Genomic DNA, 23,768 nt, shown 5'->3' with positions numbered 1-23,768 from the left:
TCACCCAAAGCCTATTTTTTGTGCAGGGTGTGTTTCTAGGGGGAGTGAATTGTACCGCGAAGTTGGCTTTTTCGGAAGAAATTTGTCTATTTTTTGTGCAAATTTTTCGCTGGGTGTGATGGAGGTGCTTTACCCTACTCTTGAAGTGATATAATCTGGTTTGCGTTGTTTAATGAACAACTGCAGCTTAACGCTAATGAATCAACAACTTGATTCATCTGTACTTTATGTGATCCATAAAAGGCGTATCTACATACATGCCGAATTCACACCCAGACGATTCGATTGCCACGACAGTGTCGGGGCATCAAATTACGCTGGCTCAATGGCCAACTCAAATTCCTTATCGACACGGATCGCTACTGGATGCGATTTTGAGTGCGGGCGTTCCATTTCCTCATGCATGCTCTGCCGGTGATTGCGGGCAATGTAAATGTAAGCTGGTCGATGGCCAAGTGGATATGGAGGCATTTAGCCCTGAGGCACTCACGGCACAAGAGGCCGCGCGCGGAGAAATTCTTGCGTGCCGAGCCTATCCCAAAGGCCCGGTTTCTATCTCTTGGTTGGCCGATGATGATGAGGCGTGTTTTACCATCCGTTATGGGCAAGCAAGAGTGCAATCGGTGGACGTACTAGGTGAGACTGGCTATTTACGTTTGAAATTGCAAATTATGGGTGCTGCCTTACAGTTTGCACCTGGGCAGTTTATTCGCCTTGAATTAGGTGATATGCCTTCACGTTGTTACTCTTTGGTGAATCGACCTGGTGAGCAAGTATTGGAACTATTGGTACGTCGTCGTGCCAATGGTTTATATAGCGACTATATGGAAAACAAGCTTCGCGTCGGTGAGAAGGTAAACTTCGAAGGGCCGTATGGTGAAGCGTTTTGGCGTGGACGCCATGATGGTCCTGTCGTGATTGCGGCAATTGGTGGCGGTATGTCGTTCGCGATCTCTGTCTTAATGGCGGCATTAAATGATCGCCAAAGAGAGCTAACGGTATGGCAGTTTTCTGCTGGCCGCCCATTATTGCAAGATGAACAACTGAAGAAACTGGCTAGCAAATATGGATTTGTTTATCAGGGCTTTCAGTGTGAAGCGCAGGGACTAGATCATCTATTAACGGCGTTTCATTCGCTAGATGTCGATGTGTCGCAGCTAAAAATGTATTTGTCTGGCGACCCAGCCGCCATGCCGCATTTGGCGAAAGAAGCATTGTCCATGGATTTAGATCCCGAGAATCTGATTGCTGAACCGTTTTACCCGTCTAAAGTACGTTTTCCAGACTCATGGTGGTCTCAATTAACCAGTCGTTTGAGGTTCTGGCGCTAGATTGGATTGCGAAACTCATTTTCTTGAATGCGCAAATGCAAAAAAGGGAGCCTAGGCTCCCTTTTTTAATGGCTAATTAACGCTTAACGTCTACGGCTATTTTTTGAGACGGCAAACATCCAAGCGCCAATCACAATCATTGGTAAGCACAGCCATTGTCCCATGGAGAGATGTAATGCTAAGTAGCCTAAGAAACTATCTGGTTCTCGTGCAAATTCGGCAATAAAGCGGAACGCGCCATAGCCTAATAAGAACAAACCAGAAATAGCGCCGGTTGCTCTTTTTTCTTTTGAATAAACCCATAAAATCACAAAGAGTAAGAAGCCTTCAAGAAGCGCTTGGTACAGTTGTGATGGGTGGCGCGGCAAACCACCTAATTGAATAAATGTGTTTTGAATTTCAGGGTGTAGCTTTAAATAAGCCAGGTCTTCTGCTTGTGCACCTGGGAAAACGACAGCCCAGAACGAGTCTGGCGATGTTACTCGGCCCCACAGTTCTCCATTGATAAAGTTACCAATGCGACCAACCATGAGTCCAATCGGGACGGTTGGGGCAATAAAGTCTGTCACGGTAATCCAAGTGACGCCTTTTTTCTTGGCAAATAGCACCATGGCTAAAATTACGCCAATTAACCCACCATGGAAAGACATGCCGCCTTGCCATAGTTTGAAAATATCTAATGGGTTGTGGAGGTAATCCGAGAATTGGTAAAAAAGGATGTAGCCAATTCGACCGCCCAGAATCACGCCGAGCGCACCATAAAAGAGTAGGTCATCCAGATCTTGTGGCTTCCATCCTAAATCGGGCCTTTGCTTAAGTTTTACCCGTCCTAGTACCAAGAAAAGAATAAAACCAATCATGTACATTAGGCCGTACCAATGCACTGGCCAATGAATAAGAGGAATGTTAAAAGCGACCGGACTTAGATGTAAATCCGCAAATTGCAGAGCCATGTTGTGAGTTACCAGTATCTGGATTGAATAAACCGGGCAATTATAACCCGTTAAGCGTTTTCTTATACGTTTATTAGTCAGCATTTGCTACACTAGACGTTTACGCAATAAACGAAATAATGCACCTTTTGAGAAGCGGTACGCTTACCGACACACCCTTCCTAAGGAGTAGCAAACCCAATGGTTTACAAGACCCGTTGGTTTTCTCTAATGTAGAGAGATAGCCTATCTAACTAGTTGGCTGCTAAAGGCTGTTCCGACCGTGCATTTTTGCATTTGTTCCGATAGACGATTGAATGTTTTGAGTAAGAGCGAATAGACCATGCCGCAATACCGTTCGAAGACTTCCACTGGTGGCCGTAATATGGCCGGTGCACGTGCCTTGTGGCGTGCCACTGGTATGACAGATGCCGATTTTAATAAGCCAATCATTGCGATTGCTAACTCGTTTACCCAGTTTGTGCCAGGTCATGTGCATTTGCAAAACCTAGGCCAACTTGTCGCCCGCGAAATTGAAAAAGCAGGTGGCGTTGCAAAAGAATTTAATACCATTGCTGTCGATGATGGCATTGCAATGGGCCACGGCGGGATGCTGTACTCGCTTCCAAGCCGTGATTTGATTGCTGATTCAGTTGAATACATGGTGAATGCGCACACAGCAGATGCGCTGGTGTGTATTTCTAACTGCGACAAAATCACCCCTGGGATGTTGATGGCGGCATTACGCCTAAATATTCCTGTGATTTTTGTGTCTGGCGGCCCAATGGAAGCCGGTAAAGTAAACTGGCGTGGCGAAGAGCGTGCACTAGATTTAGTCGACGCGATGGTTGAAGCGGCGAACCCGAATGTGTCAGACGAAGAAGTCGCTGCCGTTGAGCGTTCTGCTTGTCCAACGTGTGGTTCTTGTTCAGGCATGTTTACCGCAAACTCAATGAACTGTTTAACAGAAGCATTGGGTCTTAGCTTGCCTGGTAACGGATCATTACTTGCCACGCACGGCGATCGTAAGCAATTGTTCTTGCAAGCAGGCCGTACCATTGTTGAGTTAGCGAAACGATATTACGAGCAAGATGACGAGAGCGTGTTGCCTCGCTCAATTGCTACCTTTGCTGCATTTGAAAATGCGATGAGCTTAGATGTAGCGATGGGTGGATCTACCAACACCGTCTTGCACTTATTGGCTGCTGCACGTGAGGCTGGCGTAGATTTTACGATGAAAGATATTGATCGTATCTCTCGTCGCGTGCCATGTTTGGCAAAAGTGGCACCTGCTACACAAAAATATCACATGGAAGATGTTCACCGTGCCGGTGGCGTGGTGGCTATTTTGGCAGAACTAGATCGTGCAGGTCTGATTAACCGTGATGTCCCAACGGTGCATTCTGCATCACTAGGCGAAGGCTTGGCGGCTTGGGATATCGTGACCCAGCCTGCAGATTCTGTTGCACACACTTTCTACCGTGCAGCACCTGGCGGCATTGCGACGACAATTGCATTCTCACAATCCATGCGTTATCCAACTTTGGATGCCGACCGTGCCAATGGTTGTATTCGTGATAAAGCCAATGCGTATTCGCAAGACGGTGGTTTAGCCGTGCTATCTGGCAATATCGCTGAACGCGGATGTATTGTGAAAACGGCAGGCGTGGATGAATCCATCTTGAAGTTTACTGGCCGTGCACGCGTGTTCGAGAGCCAAGACGATGCAGTTGAGGCCATTTTGGCAGACCAGATCGTCGCGGGCGATGTCGTGGTGATTCGCTACGAAGGCCCGAAAGGTGGTCCTGGTATGCAAGAAATGTTGTACCCAACTAGCTATCTGAAATCTAAAGGCTTGGGTAAGGCATGTGCATTGCTAACCGATGGTCGCTTCTCTGGTGGTACTTCTGGCCTATCTATCGGACACGTTAGCCCTGAAGCGGCGGAAGGCGGTTTGATTGGTTTGGTGGAAGAGGGTGACACCATTGAAATCGACATTCCAAACCGTAGCATTGTGCTAGCCGTGGCGGAAGATGCCTTATCTGCACGCCGTACTGCACAGGAAGCGCGTGGTAAAGATGCTTGGAAGCCAGTGAGTCGTGAGCGTGTGGTATCTGCTGCGCTTCGAGCTTACGCTGCCATGACTACTTCTGCAGATACTGGCGCCGTGCGTGATGTAAGCCAAGTAGAGCGTAAATAAAGTGGTAAGTGCTGCAACGATCAAAGAGGCGGTATATTTGGTTGTTGCAGCTATTCCCTCTGGGCATGTCATGACGTATGGTGACATTGCCGCAATGGCAGGTTGGCCTGGCCGTGCCAGAATGGTTGGGCAGTTGCTTGGTAGTTTGCCAGAAGATACTCAATTGCCTTGGTGGCGAGTGGTGAATGCTGGTAGAACTATTAGCCGAAGAGGCTTAACGGGCCATGATGATTTGCAACGACTTATCTTAGTTGAAGAAGGCGTTACATTTGAAACAAACCATAAAATCCCGCTCCGCTATTTCTACCGCCCCGCTTCGGTAGGCTAGAGTGAATTCCTATGCAAAGAGACACAGTTTCCTCTTTACCTATTCAATGGCCGGATACTGATCAGGGCATCCCTGATGCGCTCTCATTGTTGTTGTCTAAGCTGTCTACCTCTGTTTTTGTCTTGCATCGTGATGAGTCTACTCAACTAGTTCAAATGCGATATTTGGCAGGGGCTTCGCTGCTTTTGCCTTTTAAGTCGTCTTCCAATTTTTGCCAAGATCTAAACGCCTTTATTCCTGATACTGAGTCATCCCAAATTACCGATTGGTTAATGGGGGATGCAACCTTCCCATTGTGCATGGAGGTGTCGATTTGCCATGCTAATCAAACTCGTTATGTGACAAAACTAATTTTGCAGCGTGATGCGACGCAGCGGCAGTTTTACTGGGGTGGGTTGCTTGATCAAACCGTTGCTGCTGATCAGCGAGATTATTTGCAATCCCTCTTCGATAATATGTCCTCGATGATGTGGGCCAAAGATAAAGAGGGGCGAATACTATTTGCTAATGCGGCTTACTACGAATGGACTGGGCAGTCTCTTCTAGGTGTTGCTGGTCAGCAAGAATCCGAATGGCTTCCTTCTGCGGAAGTAGAAGCATTTATGGAAGAAGACCGAAAGGTGATGGCTAGCCAGTCGAAGCTAGAAACCGAAGGCCCGGCTTCTAATCAATTTGGAGAGGTGCGTTGGTTTGATAGCTGGAAGTCTGCAGTTGTTTCGCATGGTGAGGCGATTGGAACCATCGGGTTTGCGCGGGACATGACTTTTCAGCGTAGTGTGCAAAGTGATGTTCAGTTAAAAGAAATGTTGTTAGAGCATGCCAGAGATATGGTGATGCTCATTTCCTTTGAAGAGCCGGTGCGATTAACGTATGTGAACCGCGAGGCGTGTGTAGCACTGGGTTATTCTCGTGATGCACTAAAGTCGATGCCCTTATCTGAAATTGATGGAGGAGGGTTGGTCTCACAAATCGACCTTTCTGGCCATCATGCCATTACTGCAGAGCGAATCCGTTTTGAAGCAAGCTGCCTACGTAAAGATGGGACGACTATTCCTGTTGAAGTGACAGGAGCGCACCTATTATTTGCCGATAATGTCTACTTCTTAGCGATGTTACGAGACATCACGGCAACAAAGCAGGCCGAGAATGCCTTGCGTGAGCGAGAACAAGAATTCCGAACATTGGCGGAGAATTCCTCTGATTCGATTGCCCGGTTTGATGTCTCTCATCGGGTAAAATATATTAACCCCGCATTTTCCCAATTATTTGGATGCGCTAGTCAATCGGCTCAGTGGCAAACACCAGTTCAGCTATTTGGCGAGGTCGATGGAACGGTCTATGTCCGTTATCTCAATCAGACCATTTCTTCTAAGGCTGCTACGCAATTCGAGATGTTTTGGTCTAGTTCGGACCAAGAGCGGTTTTGCGTATTGATTCGGCTGACGCCAGAACTTGATCATGAGGGGAATGTAATCTCTGTTCTTGCGATTGGGCGTGATGTTTCCGAACTAAATGATTATCGTCAAAAAGTACACCACTTAGCCTTCTTTGATAATTTGACCGGCTTGCCGAATCGGGCAATGTTCCAAGATAGCCTCTCTCAAATGCTGCATGAATCAGCGCAGTATCAACGGCAATCTGCGGTAATGCTGATTGACCTTGATTTATTCAAAGAAGTAAACGATACCTTAGGCCATCCGGTAGGAGACCAGCTGCTTTGCCAAGTGGCTAATCGTCTAAAGTCAAAATTAAGAAGTAATGATTTGGTCGCTAGGCTAGGTGGGGACGAGTTTGCTGTTCTTTTTCCTGAAATTATTCATAAAGATGATGTGGCGGTATTGGCCAGTAAGCTGTTAGCTGCATTTGAAGCGCCATTTTGGATTGGCGGGCGTGAAATGTTTATGACGGGTAGTGTGGGTATCGCTTACTACCCGGATGATGCGACTTCGTCTGAAGATTTAGTGCGCTATGCCGATGCAGCGATGTACGCTGCCAAACGCGCTGGACGAAATAGCTTCCGTTGCTACAACAGTGAAATGACCCGCCTTGCGAACGAACGTTTGGCGCTAGAGGTAGAACTCCGGCAGGCCTTGGCTCGCCAGCAAATGGTGTTGCGCTATCAACCTAAAGTTTCATTGGATGATGGTACGGTGGTAGGCTCTGAAGCGTTAATTCGATGGCAACACCCTGAGCTTGGGCTGATCTCGCCTGATCGATTCATTCCGTTGGCGGAAGAGAGTGCGCTGATTGTTGATATTGGTCGTTGGGTGCTGAAAGAGGCGTGTTTAACGGTGTCAGAATGGAACCGACAAGCAGCCACACCTCATCGAATGGCGATTAACTTATCCGCCAAGCAATTTCACTCTAGTAGTTTGGTCGATGAAATCCCCGCCATTCTAGAGATAACTAACTGCCAGCCAGACTGGATTGAGTTAGAAATTACGGAAAGCCTCTTGTTGCACGAAGATGAGCAAGTGCTAAGAGACTTGCAGCGTCTAAGGATTATGGGGATCACCATTGCGATTGATGACTTTGGCACTGGGTTTTCCGCGCTTAGTTATCTTACCCATTTCCCGATTGACACCTTAAAAATTGATCGATCGTTTATTAGCAGTGTGACTAGCGACCCTTATAAAGCTGGTCTAGTGCGTGCGATGATTTCAATGGCAGATTGCTTAGGACAAACCGTGGTGGCCGAAGGCGTTGAAGACATGGATCAAGCAATGTACCTCCGGCAAAATGGTTGCCAAATTGCTCAGGGGTACTTGTTTGGGAAGGCTGTTTCAAAAGCCGAGTTTGAGCAGCTGCCGACAAAGTTTTTTGTTCCTCAAGATGATTATGTGCTGTAAAGGCAACGCATGGGCTTAACCGATTTTTTACTTAGAGGGGTTGTTGCTTTATTGCTGGGCTCATTAATTGGGGCCGAGCGGCAATGGCGGCATCGTTTAGCTGGGTTGAAAACCAATGCACTCGTGAGTGCAGGCGCCATGTTGTTTGTTAGCGCCAGTTACTTTTTTGAAAATGAAGTGGGTACATCACGGATTGCTGCGCAAGTGGTTTCCGGGATTGGTTTTCTTGGCGCAGGTGTCATGTTTAGAGATGGCATTACCGTCAAAGGATTAAATACCGCGGCGACTTTATGGTGCGCCGCATCGGTTGGCGTCCTATCTGGTGCAGGTGCGCTACTAGAAGCTGCTGTTGCCACTGTCATTATTGTGATTGCTAATGTGGTCTTGCGAGACATCGCTACCCGCATGGACCTTTCGATGGGTTTTTCGGAAACGGGAACAACACATTATCGATTAAATATTACAATCGCTGACCCGAATAAAGTGGCGCATGTACGCGAATTTCTGGCGAGGCAAGTCGAGAAACATCAGTACAGAATGCTTTCTATGACGCAAAGTGGTCTGCACGAAGTGGTGTTAGATGTCGAGCTAGCTTCAGATCATCCAAATTTTCAGGTAATAGAGCGGTTAGCATTATCACTGCAGAAACAGCAAACAATTGTTAACTGGCAGTCATTGCCACGTACTTAGTATATCCTCTAGTTAAATCAAACGATCTAACTGACGAAATGGTCATTAATTTTTAGTGTATGAATTCCTCAATCGCTGCTATATTCATTATTGAGGAGCTTCACATAGCTAGTCATAAATTATTTTTAGAGAGTCGCCATGTCCGAATCTACGACCATCCTAGTTGTTGACGATAGCAAAGTCTCCAGAATGTTAAGTACTACCTTAATTCGTACTTTGCGCCCTGGTGTTTCCATTATTGAAGCGGCAGATGCTAATCAGGCTCTCGCTGCCGTCGACGCGAATGCAATTACGTTAGCTATTTTAGACATGAATATGCCTGGGATAACAGGACTAGAACTAGCTGCTATCCTGAGAGAAAAGCATCCTAATGTAAAACTAGCGATGTTAACGGCGAATGTACAAGATTCTGTTCGTGAAACTGCAAATTCATTGAAGGTATCTTTCTTCCGTAAGCCAATTAATGAAACAGTCATTAGCACCATTTTGACTACTTCAGGCCTGTAACAATTTATCGGTGATGCCTAATTGTGTTCGCATCACCATAGTTGAAGAAAATAAGGTGGTAAATTGACAGACTCTAGCCAATTACTCAGTTCGTTTTCCGAATTACAGTTAGATGCCTTGGCAGAAACCTTTAATTTGTCTTTAGGCGAAGCGGCGGCTGTATTTTCTGAAATGGTCTCAGAAACGATCGAGCTTTCTGTGCCAACCGTTAAAATACTCCATCGTGACGAGTTAATCGCCGAAGTTGGGCATGCTGGCCCGGTAAATAGCTCCGGCCGACTGTGTGGGATTAATCAGCACTTTGAAGCTGGTGAGCTTTTCTCTACTGACACCATGTTGGTGTTTCCTGAAAAGGGTAGCTTAGAAATTGTTCGCAGAATGCTGGGTGATACGACATCCGTTGACCAGATTACTGAGTTAGAACAAGATGCATTAGCCGAGATTGGTAATATTATTATCAATTCATGTATGAGTAGTCTTGCTAACCTATTTCATTCGACGATTGAAGGAACATTACCAGTTGTCGAAACGAACGAAGCAGTCACGTTATTCAACAATCACATTGCTAATGATTTGATCTTAGTCGCAAAAATTGGCATGACAATGTCTACACAAGACATATCCGGGTATATGCTCTTTATTATGGACGTGAATTCTGTCAAAGGATTTATGCTGCAAGTACAAAAACTATTTGGCATTGAGTGATCAGAACTGCCTGATGCAAAATTTGTTGTGGTCTGAAGATATTAGAGGTTGAGTGCTGCATGAAGTCGGATGAAATTCCTCCATTTGTAAACTTGTTTGCCGAAGCCATTGATGTCGGCTTGATTATTCTCGATCAGGCTGGAAAAGTCGTTTTATGGAATAAATGGCTAGAGCAATATAGCCGTATTGCAGCAAGCGATGCGATCGGAAAGACGATTCATGTTGCTTTTGATAGTGTCGTAGAGCCTCGTGTCGCTATTGGCGTCCGAGAGACGCTGGACTTTGGCTTGTCCCGATTATTCTCTCATGCACTGCACCCAACCCCTTTTCCGCTCTATACACCAGGGCATCCTAAAGAAAAGCGAATCAAGCAATCGGTTAAAATTCGCCCGCTAAAGGTTGAGGGCGGTAACTGGTGTTTAATTCAAATTTCAGATGTAACCGAGTTAGTGCGTCGTGAGCAGTTGCTTCGCGAGCAGTCCAGAGAGTTAACCGATAAACTCAACCATATTTCAGCGGCGCAAACGCAACTGTTTAGAAGCGAACAGCGCTTTAAAGAGCTAGCAAGACAAGCGCCAGTAGGTATCTTTGAAGTAGATATGGATGGGATGCTACAGTTTGCGAATGATCGTTGGATGACGATGGTTGGCATGTCGCATGAACAGTTTGGTTTAATCAAATGGACGAGCCGTGTCGCTGGTGAAGATCTTGCTAGAATTGAAACTGCTTGGTCTGCATCGGTTCAGCTAGAAGCCTCTTTCTCTGAAGAGCTTCGCTATATTGATCGTAAAACCGGTAGCGTGGTGTGGGTGCGTGTTGAAGCCACACCACTAAAAGCGGAGCGTGGTACGTTAACGGGTTATATTGGCACCGTTGTAGATATTCATGATGTGAAAGTTTCTGCAATTCGTCATGAGCAACGGGCGATTCGAGATGTCCTTACTGGCGTGTATAACCGGGAGTACCTGGAAAGCTCGCTGAAACATGTGATTAAGACGGCGCGCCGATCTGATACGTTACCTGCGTTATTGTTTCTAGATTTAGACCGCTTTAAAGAAATTAATGACGAGCTAGGCCATGAAGCGGGTGACTTGGTACTCAAGGCCGTTGCAAGACGCTTAAAGCGTACCTTGCGTAGTGATGATGTGATTGCCAGATTTGGTGGTGATGAATTTGTGATCTTGTTGCCAGATTTACAGTCGAAAGAATCCTTGGCAATGGTCGTGAGTAAAATCCGCGTTGCGCTCACATTGCCAATTAATGTGATGGTCAAGCATGTGACGGTTGAGGCATCTATTGGCGCCGCTGTTTTCCCAGAGGATGCGGATAGCGCACTTGGCTTGCTAAGATTGGCGGATGAGCGCATGTACACTGACAAACGCGCCCGCCGCCCGGTTGAGTCTCAGTAACGCGCAGCAGTTGCTTCGTTGCGTTTAAACACCCAGCGTTTTTCGTCCGATTCAGGCGCGCTAAAAGCATAGCCTTCCACATCAAATGCTTTTAGCTTTTCTGGATCGGAAATACGCTTTTCAATTGCGTATCTCACCATTAGCCCTCTCGCCCGTTTTGCGTAAAAGCTAATAATCTTTTGCTTACCATTTTTCTCGTCTAAGAAAACGGGCTCAATGACTTTGGCTTTTAATAGCTTACGGTCAATGGCTTTGAAATACTCTTCAGAAGCAAGGTTAATGAGTATTTCCTCCGATGCGAGCCGCTGATTCAGAGAGGCTGCGAGCAAAGGCTTCCAATAAGCGTACAAATCTTTCCCTGCCGGATTTGCTAACTTTGTGCCCATCTCTAAGCGGTATGCCTGAATTAAGTCGAGCGGAGAAAGTAAGCCATACAACCCAGACAAAATACCTAGATGCTGTTCAGCAAAGCTAAGCGATGCTTCATCTAGTTGATAGGCGTTTAACCCTTCATAGACATCTCCCATAAAGGCGAAAATGGCAGGCCGGGCATTATCTGGCGTAAATGGCGGTTGCCATTCTGCAAACCGAGCAACATTTAACTGTGCCAACTTATCAGAAATAGACATCATGGTGGCGATGTCTTGCAGGCTTTTTTCCTTCAGGATATTGATGAGAGGGGTCGACTTGTCTAACCATTTTGGTTGGGTGTATCGATCAGTTGGTAATGGGGTCTCAAAATCCAGCGTTTTTGCTGGTGAAATGAGCATGAACATCCTGAGTCCTTTGTTGGATAAATCTAAAATCAGGCGACATGATAAGGGATATGCAATGACTTTGTTAGCGCTAGTTTGGTGGAGTGACGATTCTTTCTTGTTGAATATATGACATTCATCTATATTCCCAAAAAAGGAGGAAAAATGAAATTAACAAAACTGAGTGTGTGCTTAGTGATTTCAACCAGCTTATCTTGTTCCCTCGCAAGTCCTGGTCCCGGTATTGTTCCTGGACTGGATGGGTCAATGTTGTCGACATTAAGCGGATTGGTCATTGTCTCTGCGCCAATTATCTCCCCGCTACTAGTGATTGAGTCGATTGATAAGTCGGTGGATGAATCGAATACAGTAAAAGTAGTTGGGAAAAATGAGGATGGATCAAAAGTAGAAATGAATTTGCCCAAGTCTATTGCAGATAAGGCACAACTGAAAGTCGGCGATCAAATCACCGCAGAGCCACATCCATCAGGTGCATTACTGAAAAAAGGGGATGTTGCACTCGCTTTTGCGGTGAAACCTGAACTATCTGGAATTTCTAGCAATCAGGAACTACAGGCACCCACACCATGAAGAAGCGATTGGGCTCCGCGTTTCTCTTTTGCGGTCTATTTATTACTCTGTTTAGTACATCTAGTTGGGCGGGAAGAAATTGTGCTGAAGTGACTATTTCTCCCGAAAAAACGGTTGTTGCATTCGATGGCGCAATGCGACTTCAGTCTTGGTTAAACCAGCGTCCTGAGATTCAGGTGGCGGCCTTGGCGAGAAGGGGGCAAAACCTAGATGACTATGGTGTGAAGTATTCGCATGTTGCATTTTTAGTGAAAGAGTCAGATGGGCAATGGCGAACTTATCATGAGTTAAATAAGTGTCAGTCAGATAGTTCGAATCTATTTATGCAAGGATTGCCTGAGTTTTTTGCGGATGATTTACTCAATCAAGAAATCGCAATCGCAGTATTTAATGCCGATGTGTCTGCAAAGTTAATGACGGTGTTGCACGATAACTCGAAGCGCTTTGCTATGCACCAATCCAAATACAGTGCGGTTGCTTACCCTTTTGGTACGAAATATCAAAATTCGGATGGATGGATAATCGAGACCTTTCTAGCTGCCGTGAGCCCCATCGCGTTGAGTGACAGGGAGCAAGTTCAATCTATGCTAAAAGTCCTAAAATATGAGCCTTCGATACTAAAAGTTGGAGCCTTAAAGCGCTTAGGTGGGCGGATGTTTACGGCGAATGTCGCATTTGATGATCATCCCTCCGAACTAAGATGGAGTGATCAAATTACTACCCATACCGGAGACTCTTTGATGCGCTTTTTTAATGCGTATGCATCTTCGCAAGTGACCTGTCAGGCGAGCAAACTAGGGGATCACATTTGTGAGTTGGATGTGAAGTCATTAAAGTAGGAAGTGAATCAACTACTTTAAATATTAAAAAAGCCAGCATACGCCGGCTTTTTTAATATCGATGGAGACAAGCTTTTAATATTTCAATGCAGTTTCTAGTGCGATATCAATCATGTCGCGGAAGCTAGATTGACGTTCGTCTGAAGAGGCTGCTTCACCTGTGCGAATATGATCCGATACGGTCAAAATGCCTAGTACATCTGCGCCATATTCCGCTGCGACGCCGTACATGCCAGCTAATTCCATCTCAACGGCTAAAACATTCATTTTTTCTAGTACATCGAACATCTGTGGTTGAGGTGTGTAGAAAAGATCTGCAGAGAAGACATTACCCACCTTAACCGGTTTGCCCAACGCTTCAGCGGTATCGACCGCTGTACGCAGAAGGTTGTAGTTTGCAATGGCCGCAAAGTCATAACCCATAAAGCGCATACGGTTCACATTGCTGTCAGTCGAAGCGCCCATAGCGATAATCACATCACGCACTTTTAGGTTGGCATTCAATGCTCCGCAAGAACCCACGCGGATAATCGTTTTAACACCAAAGTCTTTAATGAGTTCGGTGGTGTAGATACTGACAGAAGGAATACCCATTCCGTGACCCATCACAGAAATGCGCTTGCCTTTATAAGTACCGGTAAACCCAAGCATATTGCGAACATCGTTCACTTGCACAACATCCGATAGCCATTCATCGGCAATAAATTTTGCACGTAGTGGATCGCCTGGCATTAAGACGATGTCAGCAAAATCCCCAAGATTGGCATTAATATGTGGTGTAGGCATGTGTTTTCCTTTTAAGTATAGATGACTGCGAGCCTTGTGGACTTACAGCAGCACGAGGTTATCTCTATGGATCAGCTCTGGCTCATCAAGGTAACCTAAAATTTCTTCAATCTTATTGCTGGGTTGGCGCAGGATACGGCCAGCTTCTTCAAAGCTGTAGTTGATTAAACCGCGAGCCACTTCTGTACCATCTGGTTTTAAACATCTGACAACATCACCGCGGGTAAATTCACCGCCAATGGCGGTAACACCGACTGGCAGTAGACTTGCACCAGACATGAGCGCTCTTACTGCGCCATCATCTAATGTCACTGCGCCAGCTACCTGCAGTTGTGCAGCTAACCATTGTTTTCTGGCGACTAAGCGAGACGTTCTCGCGATCAGTTGGGTGCCGATTGCTTCACCATCTGCCAAACGGGTAAGGACTTTTTCTTCGCGGCCTGATGCAATCACGGTATGTGCGCCACTTCGTGCGGCGCGTTTTGCTGCAATCACTTTCGTGTACATCCCGCCAGTACCAACGCTAGAGCCGGCACCGCCTGCCATGGCTTCCAGTTCTGGCAAACCAGCTTCTGTTTCATGAATAAACTTCGCATCCGGATGTTTGCGCGGGTCGGCAGAGTAAAGGCCTTGCTGGTCCGTTAAAATAATGAGCGCATCGCCATCGATTAGGTTGGTCACTAATGCACCCAAGGTGTCATTATCGCCAAACTTAATTTCACTCGTCACGACCGTATCATTTTCATTAATGATTGGAATGACTTGATGTTCAAGGAGGGTGAGCAAGGTTGCCCGCGCGTTTAGATAGCGGGTTCGGTCTTTCATGTCTTCATGCGTTAACAAGATTTGAGCAGTTTTTAAGCCATGCTCACGAAAGCAGCTTTCATAGCCTTGAACGAGCCCCATTTGACCTACCGCGGCGGCAGCTTGTTTTTCATGCAAGGTTGTCGGTCGCTTGGTCCAGCCAAGGCGCTGAACGCCTTCTGCAATGGCGCCGCTAGATACGAGAACCACTTCTTTACCTAGTGCTTTGAGAGCGGCAATTTCTTTTGCCCATCTTGCTAAGGCCTCATGGTCTAGGCCTTTTCCTTCGGCAGTAACTAAACTCGAGCCAACTTTAATAACAATTCGTGTTGCACTTGCGATGACAGATGACATGAAAATCCCCAGTTAGAGCTTGATTATAAGGGATAAGCGAAAACTCTTGCGAGAGTTGATCATTGATTCTTTTGATAACTCAGCGGCTTGTTCATCAACATGCTATAAAGCATAGGCAAAATGCAATTTATTTAGCTCAATCAGCATATATGAAACGTATTTTTCTTCTTTTTTGTCTTACTGCGATGTTGTTTCCTTGGCTGGTGCAGGCGCAAGGAAAAAAGATCGTCTTATGTGGCACGCACTGGCCACCCTATTCCTATGCGAGTGGCGACCAATTTGTGAAGGGCATTTCAATTGAACTTTACCATGCTATTTTTAATGAGCTGGGTTATGAAGTGACACTGAAAGCCCTGCCTTGGCAGCGTTGTTTGGAGTGGGCAAAAGAAGGGCGAGTAGACGGCGTAATGGATAATGCTTCCGTCAAAGGATTGATCAATGGGGAAACGCCGACGGCAGCGTATCCGATTGGCATGTACGTGTTAGAACGGTCTCCTTACCAAGTATTTAGTTGGGAACAGATGAAGGGGAAGGTGGTTGGGCTAGTCAAAGGGTATGATTACCCGATGCCCATTATGCGCTTCCAAGGGTGGGATAAAGATTATGGGGTTGATGATACTCAAGTCGTTAGTAAATTAGGCGCCGGGCGTTATGAGTTTGCGCTGCTTGATATGTTTAGTGGGCCAGAAATTGCAAAGCAACAAGGGCTGCATATTCGGATGCTCACCCCCGGGGTGGCTTCTGAGCCGCTCTATCTGACATTTAACGCGAAACAAACGGCGTTAATGCACCATTTTGACCACGCGCTAAAGCAATACATTGCTTCTGGCAAGCTCGATCAAATCTATAAAAAATATACGAAGTGGAAATATCGGGAAGTGATTAACTTAGGAAAGCTCACAGAACAGAATCAAATGCGAACGGAGATAAATTTACAGCCAAACAAGTAAGTGCTTGTTTGGCTGTAACAGCTAATTAACGACGCTTATCAAAAGTTGTTTGTTTTCTACGAGTTTGTAACAAAGCTGGTGCCCATGCTTCACCTGGACGTTTTTTGCGCGTTGTTAACGTGAGTTCACTTGGCTCAAAAATGTTGATGTTATGCGTGTTAGGCGTTGTGATTAGGTACTGCGCTTCTGTTGCTTTCAGGAACGCCCCCACACGGTCGATGTTGAAAATATCCAAGTGAGCAAATGGCTCATCAATAAACACAAAGCCGCTTGGACGTTCTTCATTCATCATCAGACCCACCAGCAAGATCAGTGATTTCATCACCTGCTGACCACCAGACGCTTCTCCATCGTTCATGCCCATCATCCCTTTTTGGTCGAAGTTAAACTTCACCTGAAGGCCTGCTTGGTTGAGCACAATGTCGTCGTTTTCTAAGTGTGGCGTTTCGGTTTCTACTTCAATCCCTGCTAGCTCACCTAGGCCCTTAATGTTTTTGGCGTATTGGCGAATGGTCGATTTCAGTTTGTTGATGTAAGCCGCTCGCGCATCTTCTGTTAGACGTTTGGCTCGCTCTAACTGAATGGATAGGTTGTTGACCAACTCTGCGCGTTCGTCGTACTGCTGACGTAGGCGATCACGACGCAGTAACACAGTATCGTCTGTAATCCAGTCGCCACGTAATAGACCTGCATCTAACAAGTCTTGCTGGGCTTTGCGGTAGGCGAGTACGGTAGCAACATCTGGGTACTGCTGACGTAATTGCTGGCGTGCTTCGGCTAAAAGCCAGTCTGCAACCATGCCGCTACGCATTTGGCGCAAAGCCTGCAGTAATTCGTTTAGGTAGAAGCGTTTACCACGGCGTTCTCTTTGCGTGTTTTGTACAACGGTAAGTGCTTCTTGCCATGCTCGCCAAGCTTCGCTTTGAATACGCTCTTTCGCTAGGTACGCATCACGTTCGGTTTCTTTAATTCGCCAAGCGGTATGTAAGGTTTCACCAAGGGCAGATTTTTGCTGCTGAAGCTCTGGTCTTGCGGCTTCTGCATCATTAAATTCTGCGCTACGCAACGCTAATTGAGAGGCTGCTGATACGCCATCCAATAAGTTTTGTAGCGGTTCTAGCTGACGATGCAAATGCGTAATTTGCTTGTCGAGGCGATGCTCTTCATCCAAATGCGCGGCAATTTGGTCTTCTAATTGACGTTGGCGTTGCTTTAACGTGCCTGCGCCTAAAACAAAATCTGCTGCATCTGGCGCGATAAAGCGCGTACCTCGACGCTCTTTGAAGTAGCCATCTGGGGTAATCCAATCGCCTTGTACTTTTTCGCCGTCACGTACATTGTCGACTTTACTCACGCGGTTTAGCGCATCAGTTACCCATGACGGGACATCGGCGCTAAAACGAACGGCTTCGAGTAGAGAGCCTGGACGTGCCATTGGCACTGGGTCACGATCTTCTGACACAAAGTGGCGATAACGTGCTCGTTGACCTGCTTCACGGGCGCGTAGACGGTCTTCACGGCGCTTTAGCAAGACCACGTAGCGGTTAGGGCGCAGCAAACCTTCGACAGCCGCTTGCCAGCGAGTGTCGGTAATTTCAACCAGTTCACTGACCAGATCATGGGTGATGCCCTCGCCATCTAGTTGCTGGCGGAAACGGGTAACATCATGCGGTAGTGGAATTCGACCGGTTAGTTTCAGTGCCTCTAGTTGCTCGGCCCAGTCTTTGCGCTCTTGGGTTAGGCGAGTTTTCTGGCGGCGTGCATTTTCTAGTTGCTGACGCAGTTTGCCTACTTCTTCGGCAATGCGGGCTTGGTCTGGCAACTCTCTCGCTAACTGGCTAAGGCTATCGCGCTCGGCTAATTTTTCATCAATTTCTTCTAGTTTACGGCTAATACCGGCAAAGGCTTCACGCGCTTGGTCTTCTGCTTTTTGCGCGGTATCCATGGCTTGTTTGGCAGCCACTGTTTCGCTGGTGAGTGACTCGTGCTCTGCTGAGCGTGTGGCGGCAAGTGTGGACGCGTTGCGCCATTGTTGCCATAGTTGCTTACGCTCTTGCCATTGTTCATTAATTTTGACGTATTGATCTTCCAAGCGAACGCGCGGCAGTGTCTCACTTTCAATACGTGATAATTCATCATTTAAACGGCGCCATTCTAGGTAACGAGAGGCACGCTGGTCTGCTTGTTCTACTTCGTTTTCCAGCGCATTTAAGTTGCGTTGTAATTCGAGTAATTCGGACTCAACTTTTTTCTGCTCGTCCTTTGCTTCCGCGTAATGATCCAATACCGCTTTGTCGCCAAACACTTGGAAAACCAGATCTAGCAGGTGTTTTGGGCTGTATTCACAAAGCTTATCGGTATCACCTTGCTCTAGCGCCAGTACTTTGGCAATCGCAGCGGTTAAGCCGGCTTGCTCTAGCCGGCGGCGGTATTCTTGTACCCCTAACCATTCCAGTTGCGCTTCAGTTTCAGGTGTTAAGGACACATTATCTGCTGCAATCGCGTATTGGCGAACCCAATCTCCACCTTGGCGCTTAATGCGGCAAAATAACGTGACGTGCTCGCTTTGAATCGGCCAGAATGGGTAAGGAAATAAACCACCTGTACGCGGGTTTTCGACTACGCCACGAAGCCAGGCAAAAGGGGCTTTGTTGTTTCGCACATAGCGTTTGTAATCGCGACGGCCAGAACATTCTAGCGCTAGCAAAGTACGTAGCGCATCAAGTAGGGTGGTTTTACCCGAGCCGTTTGGCCCAATAATGGTCACAATTTGTGCATCTAAAGGGACTTCGATGCGTTGCCAGAAGTCCCAATGCACCATCTCAATTGCATTAATACGAAACATCAGCTCGGTTCCTCATCGATGTAGTCTTCTTCAGATGCGAGCGTCGGCATCTCCGTTGGGATGTCTGCGCCCATTTCGCGCAGCACATCGCCTAGTGCACCATCAATAATACGAGGGGCGAGCTTACTGTAATCCAGTGCCAAATCTAGTAAAGGACCTTCAGTGATTTGGTGGTTGTAACGTTTGATAAAGCCAAGACGTGCCAGTTGGCCTAGGTTCATGTTGATACGGCCTTTACCGCCAAGTACATGTCCAAAGTCGGCAATGAGCGCTTCTTCTGAGAGTACACTGGCAACTTCTTGTGTTGGCATAGGCTTTTCGCTGCCAAACAGATCGGCTTGATCTAGCTCTTCACGGGTACGGCGAGAATGCTGACGTTGACGTTTTGGCAAAATAATCAAAGACCATAACACGGTCAGCAAGGCAATTGCGTCTCGTTTCATCCCTTGGTTATTGGTTTGCCAAATATCATCACTACCAAAGACAGGGCCAATTTGCTCACTCGCCAATGCAATCGAGATGTGCTCTGCATACGGATTTTCTAACAGGCAGAGCCCACTTGCAGCAAGTCGTTGGTCTAGGTCTTGGCGAAAGCGTTCGTCAATCAGAGCGCGTCTTGCCATCGGGTCATGTCGTGGCAAAACCCGGTGAGCCAAGAGGCGGGCAATGAGGGTTGCTATTGGATCGCTCATGGAGTTTCCGGAGAGGGGGAAGTTTCATCTGTAGATGGCACTTCGGGTTCAACATAATTTTTTGGGGTGAGTCGGCCAAGACTAATACGGCTGACGGCAGGGTGCTCGGGTAATAGCTCCACTTCTCCACTCGCTTCTAGCGTCAGTGGTAGTGCGGCTAAATCGGCAACAATGCTATGGTCAACTTCTGAGTCTGGATCGCCTAACAAAGATAAGAGTGATAAACGATAGGCCGTCGTCGCGTAGTCGTTAGTGACTAAGGCTTCACCTAAGGTGGTTGGCTTATCAATATCGGTTAGTCGTTCAAAGAAACGTGTAGCAGCAAGTAGCGATACTTCTTCTTGAATTTGTGTGTCTTGCGCGGTGGTAGCCGCGGGTAACTCAAAGGTGGCCTCTTGTGACCTGTCTTTGTCGATTAACTCAAACTCAGCGACATCGAGTAATTCATCTGTCGTCACAAATACAGGGTCAGGCAGGACAGGGAGTTGCTCGAATAAAAAGTGGGCAAGTTCATTCTGTGAACGCTGACGTAGCCATTGCGTGATGTCATGAGTTGTTAAGCCAGAATGACCAAGGTGGACACGCTGCTGTTGCAACTGAGCAAGCCGGCGCTTGAATGTACCCATTAGGTTCAGTAAGCGGCTTTGAGATAGTGAAATAGCTTGTGCCGTACTGAGTAGATCGCCGGGTGTTGCATCATCGGTATAAATGGTTCTCGCGACGGCGGTGGCCTTCTCTACACTTTGCCAAACACGTTCGAGTTTCCCTTGTGCCGCTTGGATGCGGATTTCGGATTGTGACTCGAGCGCATCGGTAAACTCTTGGTAGAGTTTATTCAGTGCGGCAAGCAGGTGCTTCATTGCTTCTTGAGAGACTTGTCCAACGGATTGCCCTGCCGCGACTTGCGACGTGAGGTAATCGAGCTCTAAGTCGGGCTTAGAGGCAAAACCGAGTAGCGTAGAGAGTGAGGCAAGTGCCGCACGTGCCGGATCGGATAGCTCGTAAAGGCCGCTATCGCCATCCCAGATAAGAAGCCCGTGCTCACGTAAACGCTTTAACACCGTTTCGAGTTTAACCGGGTTTAAGTAGGCAAAGTGTTGCTGTAAATCTTGTGGAGACCAGCGTGGCGCATCCGCGCGTGCGCCAATTTCTCTTAACACTAAGAGGCGGATAATGACTTCTTCTTCGCCGCCGCGAAATAGGGCGATAAACGTGCCCAATAAATCGCGCGCGCCCAAGAGCGGTTGCAACATTGGCAACTCTTCTGGCGCTATTTTGGTTTGGAAAAAGTCCGCAAATGGCGGGGATGACTCTGACATGATAAAGGCGGTTAACTGGACTGGCCGCATTATACCGTAAGCGGCCAGTTGCCGGTGCGAGAAAACGTTATTCTAGGTTGTAAGTGACGGTGACAACGACGCGTGCAACTTTGTTAATTGTGCTTTTGTCATACACGCCGCCGTAGTCACCGGTATTATCGTTGGTTCCATTAACGGGCAAGATATAAAATGCACCTTGAGAGGCGGATCGCATTGAACCCACTTTAATATTGCCATGCTTGGCAAACTCATTGGCACGGTTGCCGGCATTGTCCGTCGCGCTACCAATTAACGACATTTTGATCGCTTCTAAATCGCTTACTAAGTAGTCGGTACCTGTTTTCGTGACGTTTAATCCATTTTCTTGCAGTTTTAAAACGTCAGAAGTGGTTTTGGCGATCTTTTGAACGTCTTTATGGCGCAGGGTTACGCGTTGCTGTGCGGTGTAATGATCGATGATGGAAGTATATTCGCCGTTTTCATTTTTTTGAAAAACAGGAGCGAATTCTTCATTTGCAAAATCGGTTTGTTTGCTGTCAAAACCATGTTGGCTGATGAAGGTTTGTAGGGTGGGGCGTTGTTCGCGTAAGTTGCGTAAAGCATCTTGCAGGGTGGCGCCGTTACCAAATAGCGATAGATAAATCACCCCTTGGTCTGCTTGTACGGGCTTTTCGGCAAGTCCTTTAACCGTAATGTTTTGCTGGTTAGCATTTGCGGCTTGCTTGCCGTAAATGCCAAGAATGAATGCAGAACAAACAAGACCGGCAGCTAATGTGCCTGCAAAAGTAAGATGTTGGAATCGTGAGCAAGTAGACATATATTGATCGTTGTATGCGTTTGGAATGTCTAATGCTAACGGTTTTTATGACGTTTGTGTTGAAAAGATGGTTGCAAATAAAAAAAAGCGCCCGGTAGGGCGCTTTCTGTTGCTTAGCTCTTGGTTGGGTCCCAAGGTTCTGGTTCTGTAGGGATTTCTTCCCCAGCTTCTTCTTTGATCCGTTTTGGGCGGGTTGCGTCAAGGTAGTCCATGATCGCGTAGGTTAGTTCTTTGCAATGATCGCCAGTGAGGCCGGAAATCGCAAACCAGCGAGGAGCCATTGGATCAAACGGCGCTAGCGGATCTGGATTCTCTGGCCAGTTATAGCGCTTCAAGAACTCGGCGATTTTCTCTTTGTGCTCTTCTTCGTAGATCATGTCTAGTTTGTTAAGCACTAACCAGCGTGGCTTGTTGTAGAGTTCTTCGTCGTACTTGCGGAGTTCCTCTACAATTGCAGTCGCTTCTGCAACTGGATCGACACCTTCATCAAAAGGAGCCAAATCTACGATGTGTAGCAGTAGGCCGGTCCGTTGTAAGTGTTTTAGGAAGCGGTGTCCAAGACCTGCACCTTCCGCTGCGCCTTCAATCAAACCAGGAATGTCTGCAATCACAAAGCTACGTTCGTGGTCGATACGCACAACGCCTAGGTTAGGATGAAGGGTGGTAAATGGGTAATCAGCCACTTTTGGTTGCGCAGCAGAAACCGCGCGAATAAAGGTGGATTTGCCTGCGTTTGGCATGCCAAGTAAGCCAACGTCTGCAAGTACTTTTAGTTCCAGCATTAATTCGCGGTGTTCACCTTCTTCACCATAGGTGAATTGGCGAGGTGCGCGGTTGGTGGATGACTTGAAGTGCAAGTTGCCAAGGCCACCTTTGCCGCCTTGAGCTAGTACCACTTCTTGACCGTTGTGGGAAAGGTCGGCAACGAAATCGCCGGTTTCACGGTCGGTAATCACGGTACCCACTGGCATGCGTAGGTAGACGTCTTCAGCACCTTTGCCGTAGCAATCTGCGCCACGACCATTTTCGCCATTTCTTGCACGGTAAGATTTAACGAAGCGGTAATCAACTAGGGTGTTAATGTTTTCGTCTGCCACCGCAATAATGCTGCCACCACGACCACCATCGCCACCATCTGGGCCGCCGCGTGGAATAAACTTTTCACGACGCATACTGGCTGAGCCATTGCCGCCATTACCTGCTTGCACTTCGATACGTGCTTCGTCAATAAACTTCATGTTCTACCTCTGTGCCTTTGGGCACTTGCTGGAATTCAATTGCTATTCTTTAAGCGCCATGGTTGATAGCGACTAGACAATAGAAACTGAAAACTCAAAAACTAAAATTTATTCAAGCTTAGATTAAAAAAGCTTGAAAACACAAAAGCCCTATTCTTGCGAATAGGGCTTTGACAGCAATGTCATTCAGCTAATTATGCAGCTGGGATGATGTTTACTGTTTTGCGTTTTAGTGCGCCTTTAACAGCGAACTCAACGTGACCGTCAACTTTAGCGAATAAAGTGTGGTCTTTACCCATGCCGACGTTATCGCCAGCGTGGAATCTTGTGCCGCGTTGGCGGATGATGATGCTACCAGCAGATACTAATTCGCCACCGTAAGCTTTAGTACCTAGGCGTTTTGCTTCTGAGTCGCGGCCGTTACGTGAACTACCGCCTGCTTTCTTGTGTGCCATGTTTCAATACTCCTTGCTAGTTCCGATAAACCAATTACGCGTTGATCGCTGTAATTTGAAGTTCGGTGTAGTTCTGGCGATGGCCTTGACGTTTTTGATAGTGTTTACGACGACGCATCTTGAAGATACGTACTTTGTCGTGACGACCTTGAGAAACAACAGTGGCTTTAACAGTAGCGCCAGCAACCAGCGGAGTACCAACAGTTACTGATTCGCCATTAGCGACCAGCAATACTTCTGCCAATACGATTTCGCTGTTGATGTCTGCTGGTATCTGTTCTACTTTTAGTTTTTCGCCGATGACAACTTTGTACTGCTTGCCACCAGTTTTTACGACCGCATACATAACATGCTCCAGAATAAATATAAAAT

Annotated in this window: 22 protein-coding genes; 11 read left to right on the top strand and 11 right to left on the bottom strand. The window is 47.0% G+C overall.

Features of this window, described 5'->3' with window-relative positions:
• Window positions 1-257 precede the first annotated feature (257 nt).
• The gene (locus tag LIN78_RS10655; RefSeq protein ID WP_227180783.1) at window positions 258-1,331 is read left to right on the top strand and encodes a 2Fe-2S iron-sulfur cluster-binding protein; all 1,074 of its coding nucleotides are present in this window, start codon (window positions 258-260) and stop codon (window positions 1,329-1,331) included.
• A gap of 83 nt (window positions 1,332-1,414) precedes the next feature.
• On the opposite strand, the gene lgt is transcribed toward LIN78_RS10655, so the two are convergent.
• Window positions 1,415-2,284, bottom strand: a complete 870-nt coding sequence (lgt, locus tag LIN78_RS10650; protein WP_227180782.1) for a prolipoprotein diacylglyceryl transferase — start codon at window positions 2,282-2,284, stop codon at window positions 1,415-1,417.
• A 322-nt stretch (window positions 2,285-2,606) separates the two neighbouring features.
• Here lgt and ilvD point away from each other — a divergent pair, with 322 nt between their 5' ends.
• The 7 genes from ilvD to LIN78_RS10615 all read left to right on the top strand — a co-directional run bounded on the left by ilvD (window position 2,607) and on the right by LIN78_RS10615 (window position 10,951).
• Window positions 2,607-4,463: a dihydroxy-acid dehydratase gene (gene ilvD, locus LIN78_RS10645; RefSeq protein WP_227180781.1), complete on the top strand. Its 1,857-nt coding sequence runs from the start codon at window positions 2,607-2,609 to the stop codon at window positions 4,461-4,463.
• Between the two features lies 1 nt (window position 4,464).
• Complete coding sequence (locus LIN78_RS10640; RefSeq protein ID WP_227180780.1) at window positions 4,465-4,791, top strand: MGMT family protein; 327 nt, start codon at window positions 4,465-4,467, stop codon at window positions 4,789-4,791.
• 11 nt (window positions 4,792-4,802) lie between these two features.
• On the top strand, window positions 4,803-7,640 hold the full coding sequence (locus LIN78_RS10635; RefSeq protein WP_227180779.1) for a sensor domain-containing protein: 2,838 nt from the start codon (window positions 4,803-4,805) through the stop codon (window positions 7,638-7,640).
• Between the two features lie 9 nt (window positions 7,641-7,649).
• Window positions 7,650-8,330 (top strand): MgtC/SapB family protein, encoded by a 681-nt coding sequence (locus LIN78_RS10630; protein WP_227180778.1) that lies wholly within the window; start codon window positions 7,650-7,652, stop codon window positions 8,328-8,330.
• 138 nt (window positions 8,331-8,468) lie between these two features.
• Window positions 8,469-8,837 (top strand): response regulator, encoded by a 369-nt coding sequence (locus LIN78_RS10625; RefSeq protein WP_227180777.1) that lies wholly within the window; start codon window positions 8,469-8,471, stop codon window positions 8,835-8,837.
• 63 nt (window positions 8,838-8,900) lie between these two features.
• Window positions 8,901-9,542, top strand: a complete 642-nt coding sequence (locus tag LIN78_RS10620; RefSeq protein WP_227180776.1) for a chemotaxis protein CheC — start codon at window positions 8,901-8,903, stop codon at window positions 9,540-9,542.
• 59 nt (window positions 9,543-9,601) lie between these two features.
• A complete protein-coding gene (locus tag LIN78_RS10615) occupies window positions 9,602-10,951 on the top strand; it encodes a sensor domain-containing diguanylate cyclase (protein ID WP_227180775.1) in 1,350 nt (449 codons plus the stop codon).
• Here the strand turns inward: LIN78_RS10615 and yaaA are convergent.
• Complete coding sequence (gene yaaA, locus LIN78_RS10610; RefSeq protein WP_227180774.1) at window positions 10,945-11,727, bottom strand: peroxide stress protein YaaA; 783 nt, start codon at window positions 11,725-11,727, stop codon at window positions 10,945-10,947. The genes LIN78_RS10615 and yaaA overlap by 7 nt on opposite strands.
• Before the next feature lie 144 nt (window positions 11,728-11,871).
• Here yaaA and LIN78_RS10605 point away from each other — a divergent pair, with 144 nt between their 5' ends.
• Both LIN78_RS10605 and LIN78_RS10600 read left to right on the top strand, forming a co-directional pair.
• Entirely contained in the window at window positions 11,872-12,297 is a 426-nt protein-coding gene (locus LIN78_RS10605) for an STM0539 family protein (RefSeq protein ID WP_227180773.1), read from the top strand.
• Entirely contained in the window at window positions 12,294-13,136 is an 843-nt protein-coding gene (locus tag LIN78_RS10600; RefSeq protein ID WP_227180772.1) for a DUF2145 domain-containing protein, read from the top strand. Before LIN78_RS10605 ends, LIN78_RS10600 begins: the two co-directional genes overlap by 4 nt.
• A gap of 75 nt (window positions 13,137-13,211) precedes the next feature.
• On the opposite strand, the gene deoD is transcribed toward LIN78_RS10600, so the two are convergent.
• Window positions 13,212-13,922, bottom strand: coding sequence for a purine-nucleoside phosphorylase (deoD, locus tag LIN78_RS10595; protein WP_227180771.1), 711 nt, complete (start codon window positions 13,920-13,922; stop codon window positions 13,212-13,214).
• Between the two features lie 42 nt (window positions 13,923-13,964).
• Window positions 13,965-15,080, bottom strand: coding sequence for a glutamate 5-kinase (gene proB, locus LIN78_RS10590; protein ID WP_227180770.1), 1,116 nt, complete (start codon window positions 15,078-15,080; stop codon window positions 13,965-13,967).
• A gap of 149 nt (window positions 15,081-15,229) precedes the next feature.
• Between proB and LIN78_RS10585 the strand changes: the two genes are divergently transcribed.
• Window positions 15,230-16,030 carry a substrate-binding periplasmic protein gene (locus LIN78_RS10585; protein ID WP_227180769.1) on the top strand — a complete coding sequence of 267 codons (801 nt, stop codon included), beginning with the start codon at window positions 15,230-15,232 and terminating at the stop codon, window positions 16,028-16,030.
• Window positions 16,031-16,055: 25 nt separating this feature from the next.
• Here LIN78_RS10585 and LIN78_RS10580 read toward each other — a convergent pair whose 3' ends face one another.
• From LIN78_RS10580 to rplU, 7 genes are all read right to left on the bottom strand, one after another.
• Window positions 16,056-18,875, bottom strand: coding sequence for an AAA family ATPase (locus LIN78_RS10580; RefSeq protein WP_227180768.1), 2,820 nt, complete (start codon window positions 18,873-18,875; stop codon window positions 16,056-16,058).
• On the bottom strand, window positions 18,875-19,567 hold the full coding sequence (locus LIN78_RS10575) for a hypothetical protein (RefSeq protein ID WP_227180767.1): 693 nt from the start codon (window positions 19,565-19,567) through the stop codon (window positions 18,875-18,877). The genes LIN78_RS10580 and LIN78_RS10575 overlap by 1 nt, the downstream gene beginning before the upstream one ends.
• The gene (locus LIN78_RS10570; protein WP_227180766.1) at window positions 19,564-20,886 is read right to left on the bottom strand and encodes a hypothetical protein; all 1,323 of its coding nucleotides are present in this window, start codon (window positions 20,884-20,886) and stop codon (window positions 19,564-19,566) included. Before LIN78_RS10570 ends, LIN78_RS10575 begins: the two co-directional genes overlap by 4 nt.
• 67 nt (window positions 20,887-20,953) lie before the next feature.
• Window positions 20,954-21,703, bottom strand: coding sequence for an SIMPL domain-containing protein (locus LIN78_RS10565; protein WP_227180765.1), 750 nt, complete (start codon window positions 21,701-21,703; stop codon window positions 20,954-20,956).
• Between the two features lie 113 nt (window positions 21,704-21,816).
• A complete protein-coding gene (gene obgE, locus LIN78_RS10560) occupies window positions 21,817-22,941 on the bottom strand; it encodes a GTPase ObgE (protein WP_227180764.1) in 1,125 nt (374 codons plus the stop codon).
• A gap of 194 nt (window positions 22,942-23,135) precedes the next feature.
• Complete coding sequence (gene rpmA, locus LIN78_RS10555) at window positions 23,136-23,396, bottom strand: 50S ribosomal protein L27 (protein WP_227180763.1); 261 nt, start codon at window positions 23,394-23,396, stop codon at window positions 23,136-23,138.
• Between the two features lie 34 nt (window positions 23,397-23,430).
• Window positions 23,431-23,742, bottom strand: coding sequence for a 50S ribosomal protein L21 (gene rplU, locus LIN78_RS10550; protein WP_227180762.1), 312 nt, complete (start codon window positions 23,740-23,742; stop codon window positions 23,431-23,433).
• Between the last annotated feature and the right edge of the window lie 26 nt (window positions 23,743-23,768).

The organism is Leeia speluncae, assembly GCF_020564625.1.
Lineage (GTDB): Bacteria > Pseudomonadota > Gammaproteobacteria > Burkholderiales > Leeiaceae > Leeia > Leeia speluncae.
Note: the sequence above shows the minus strand (reverse complement) of the source record. Positions and strands in the feature narration are given on the sequence as shown.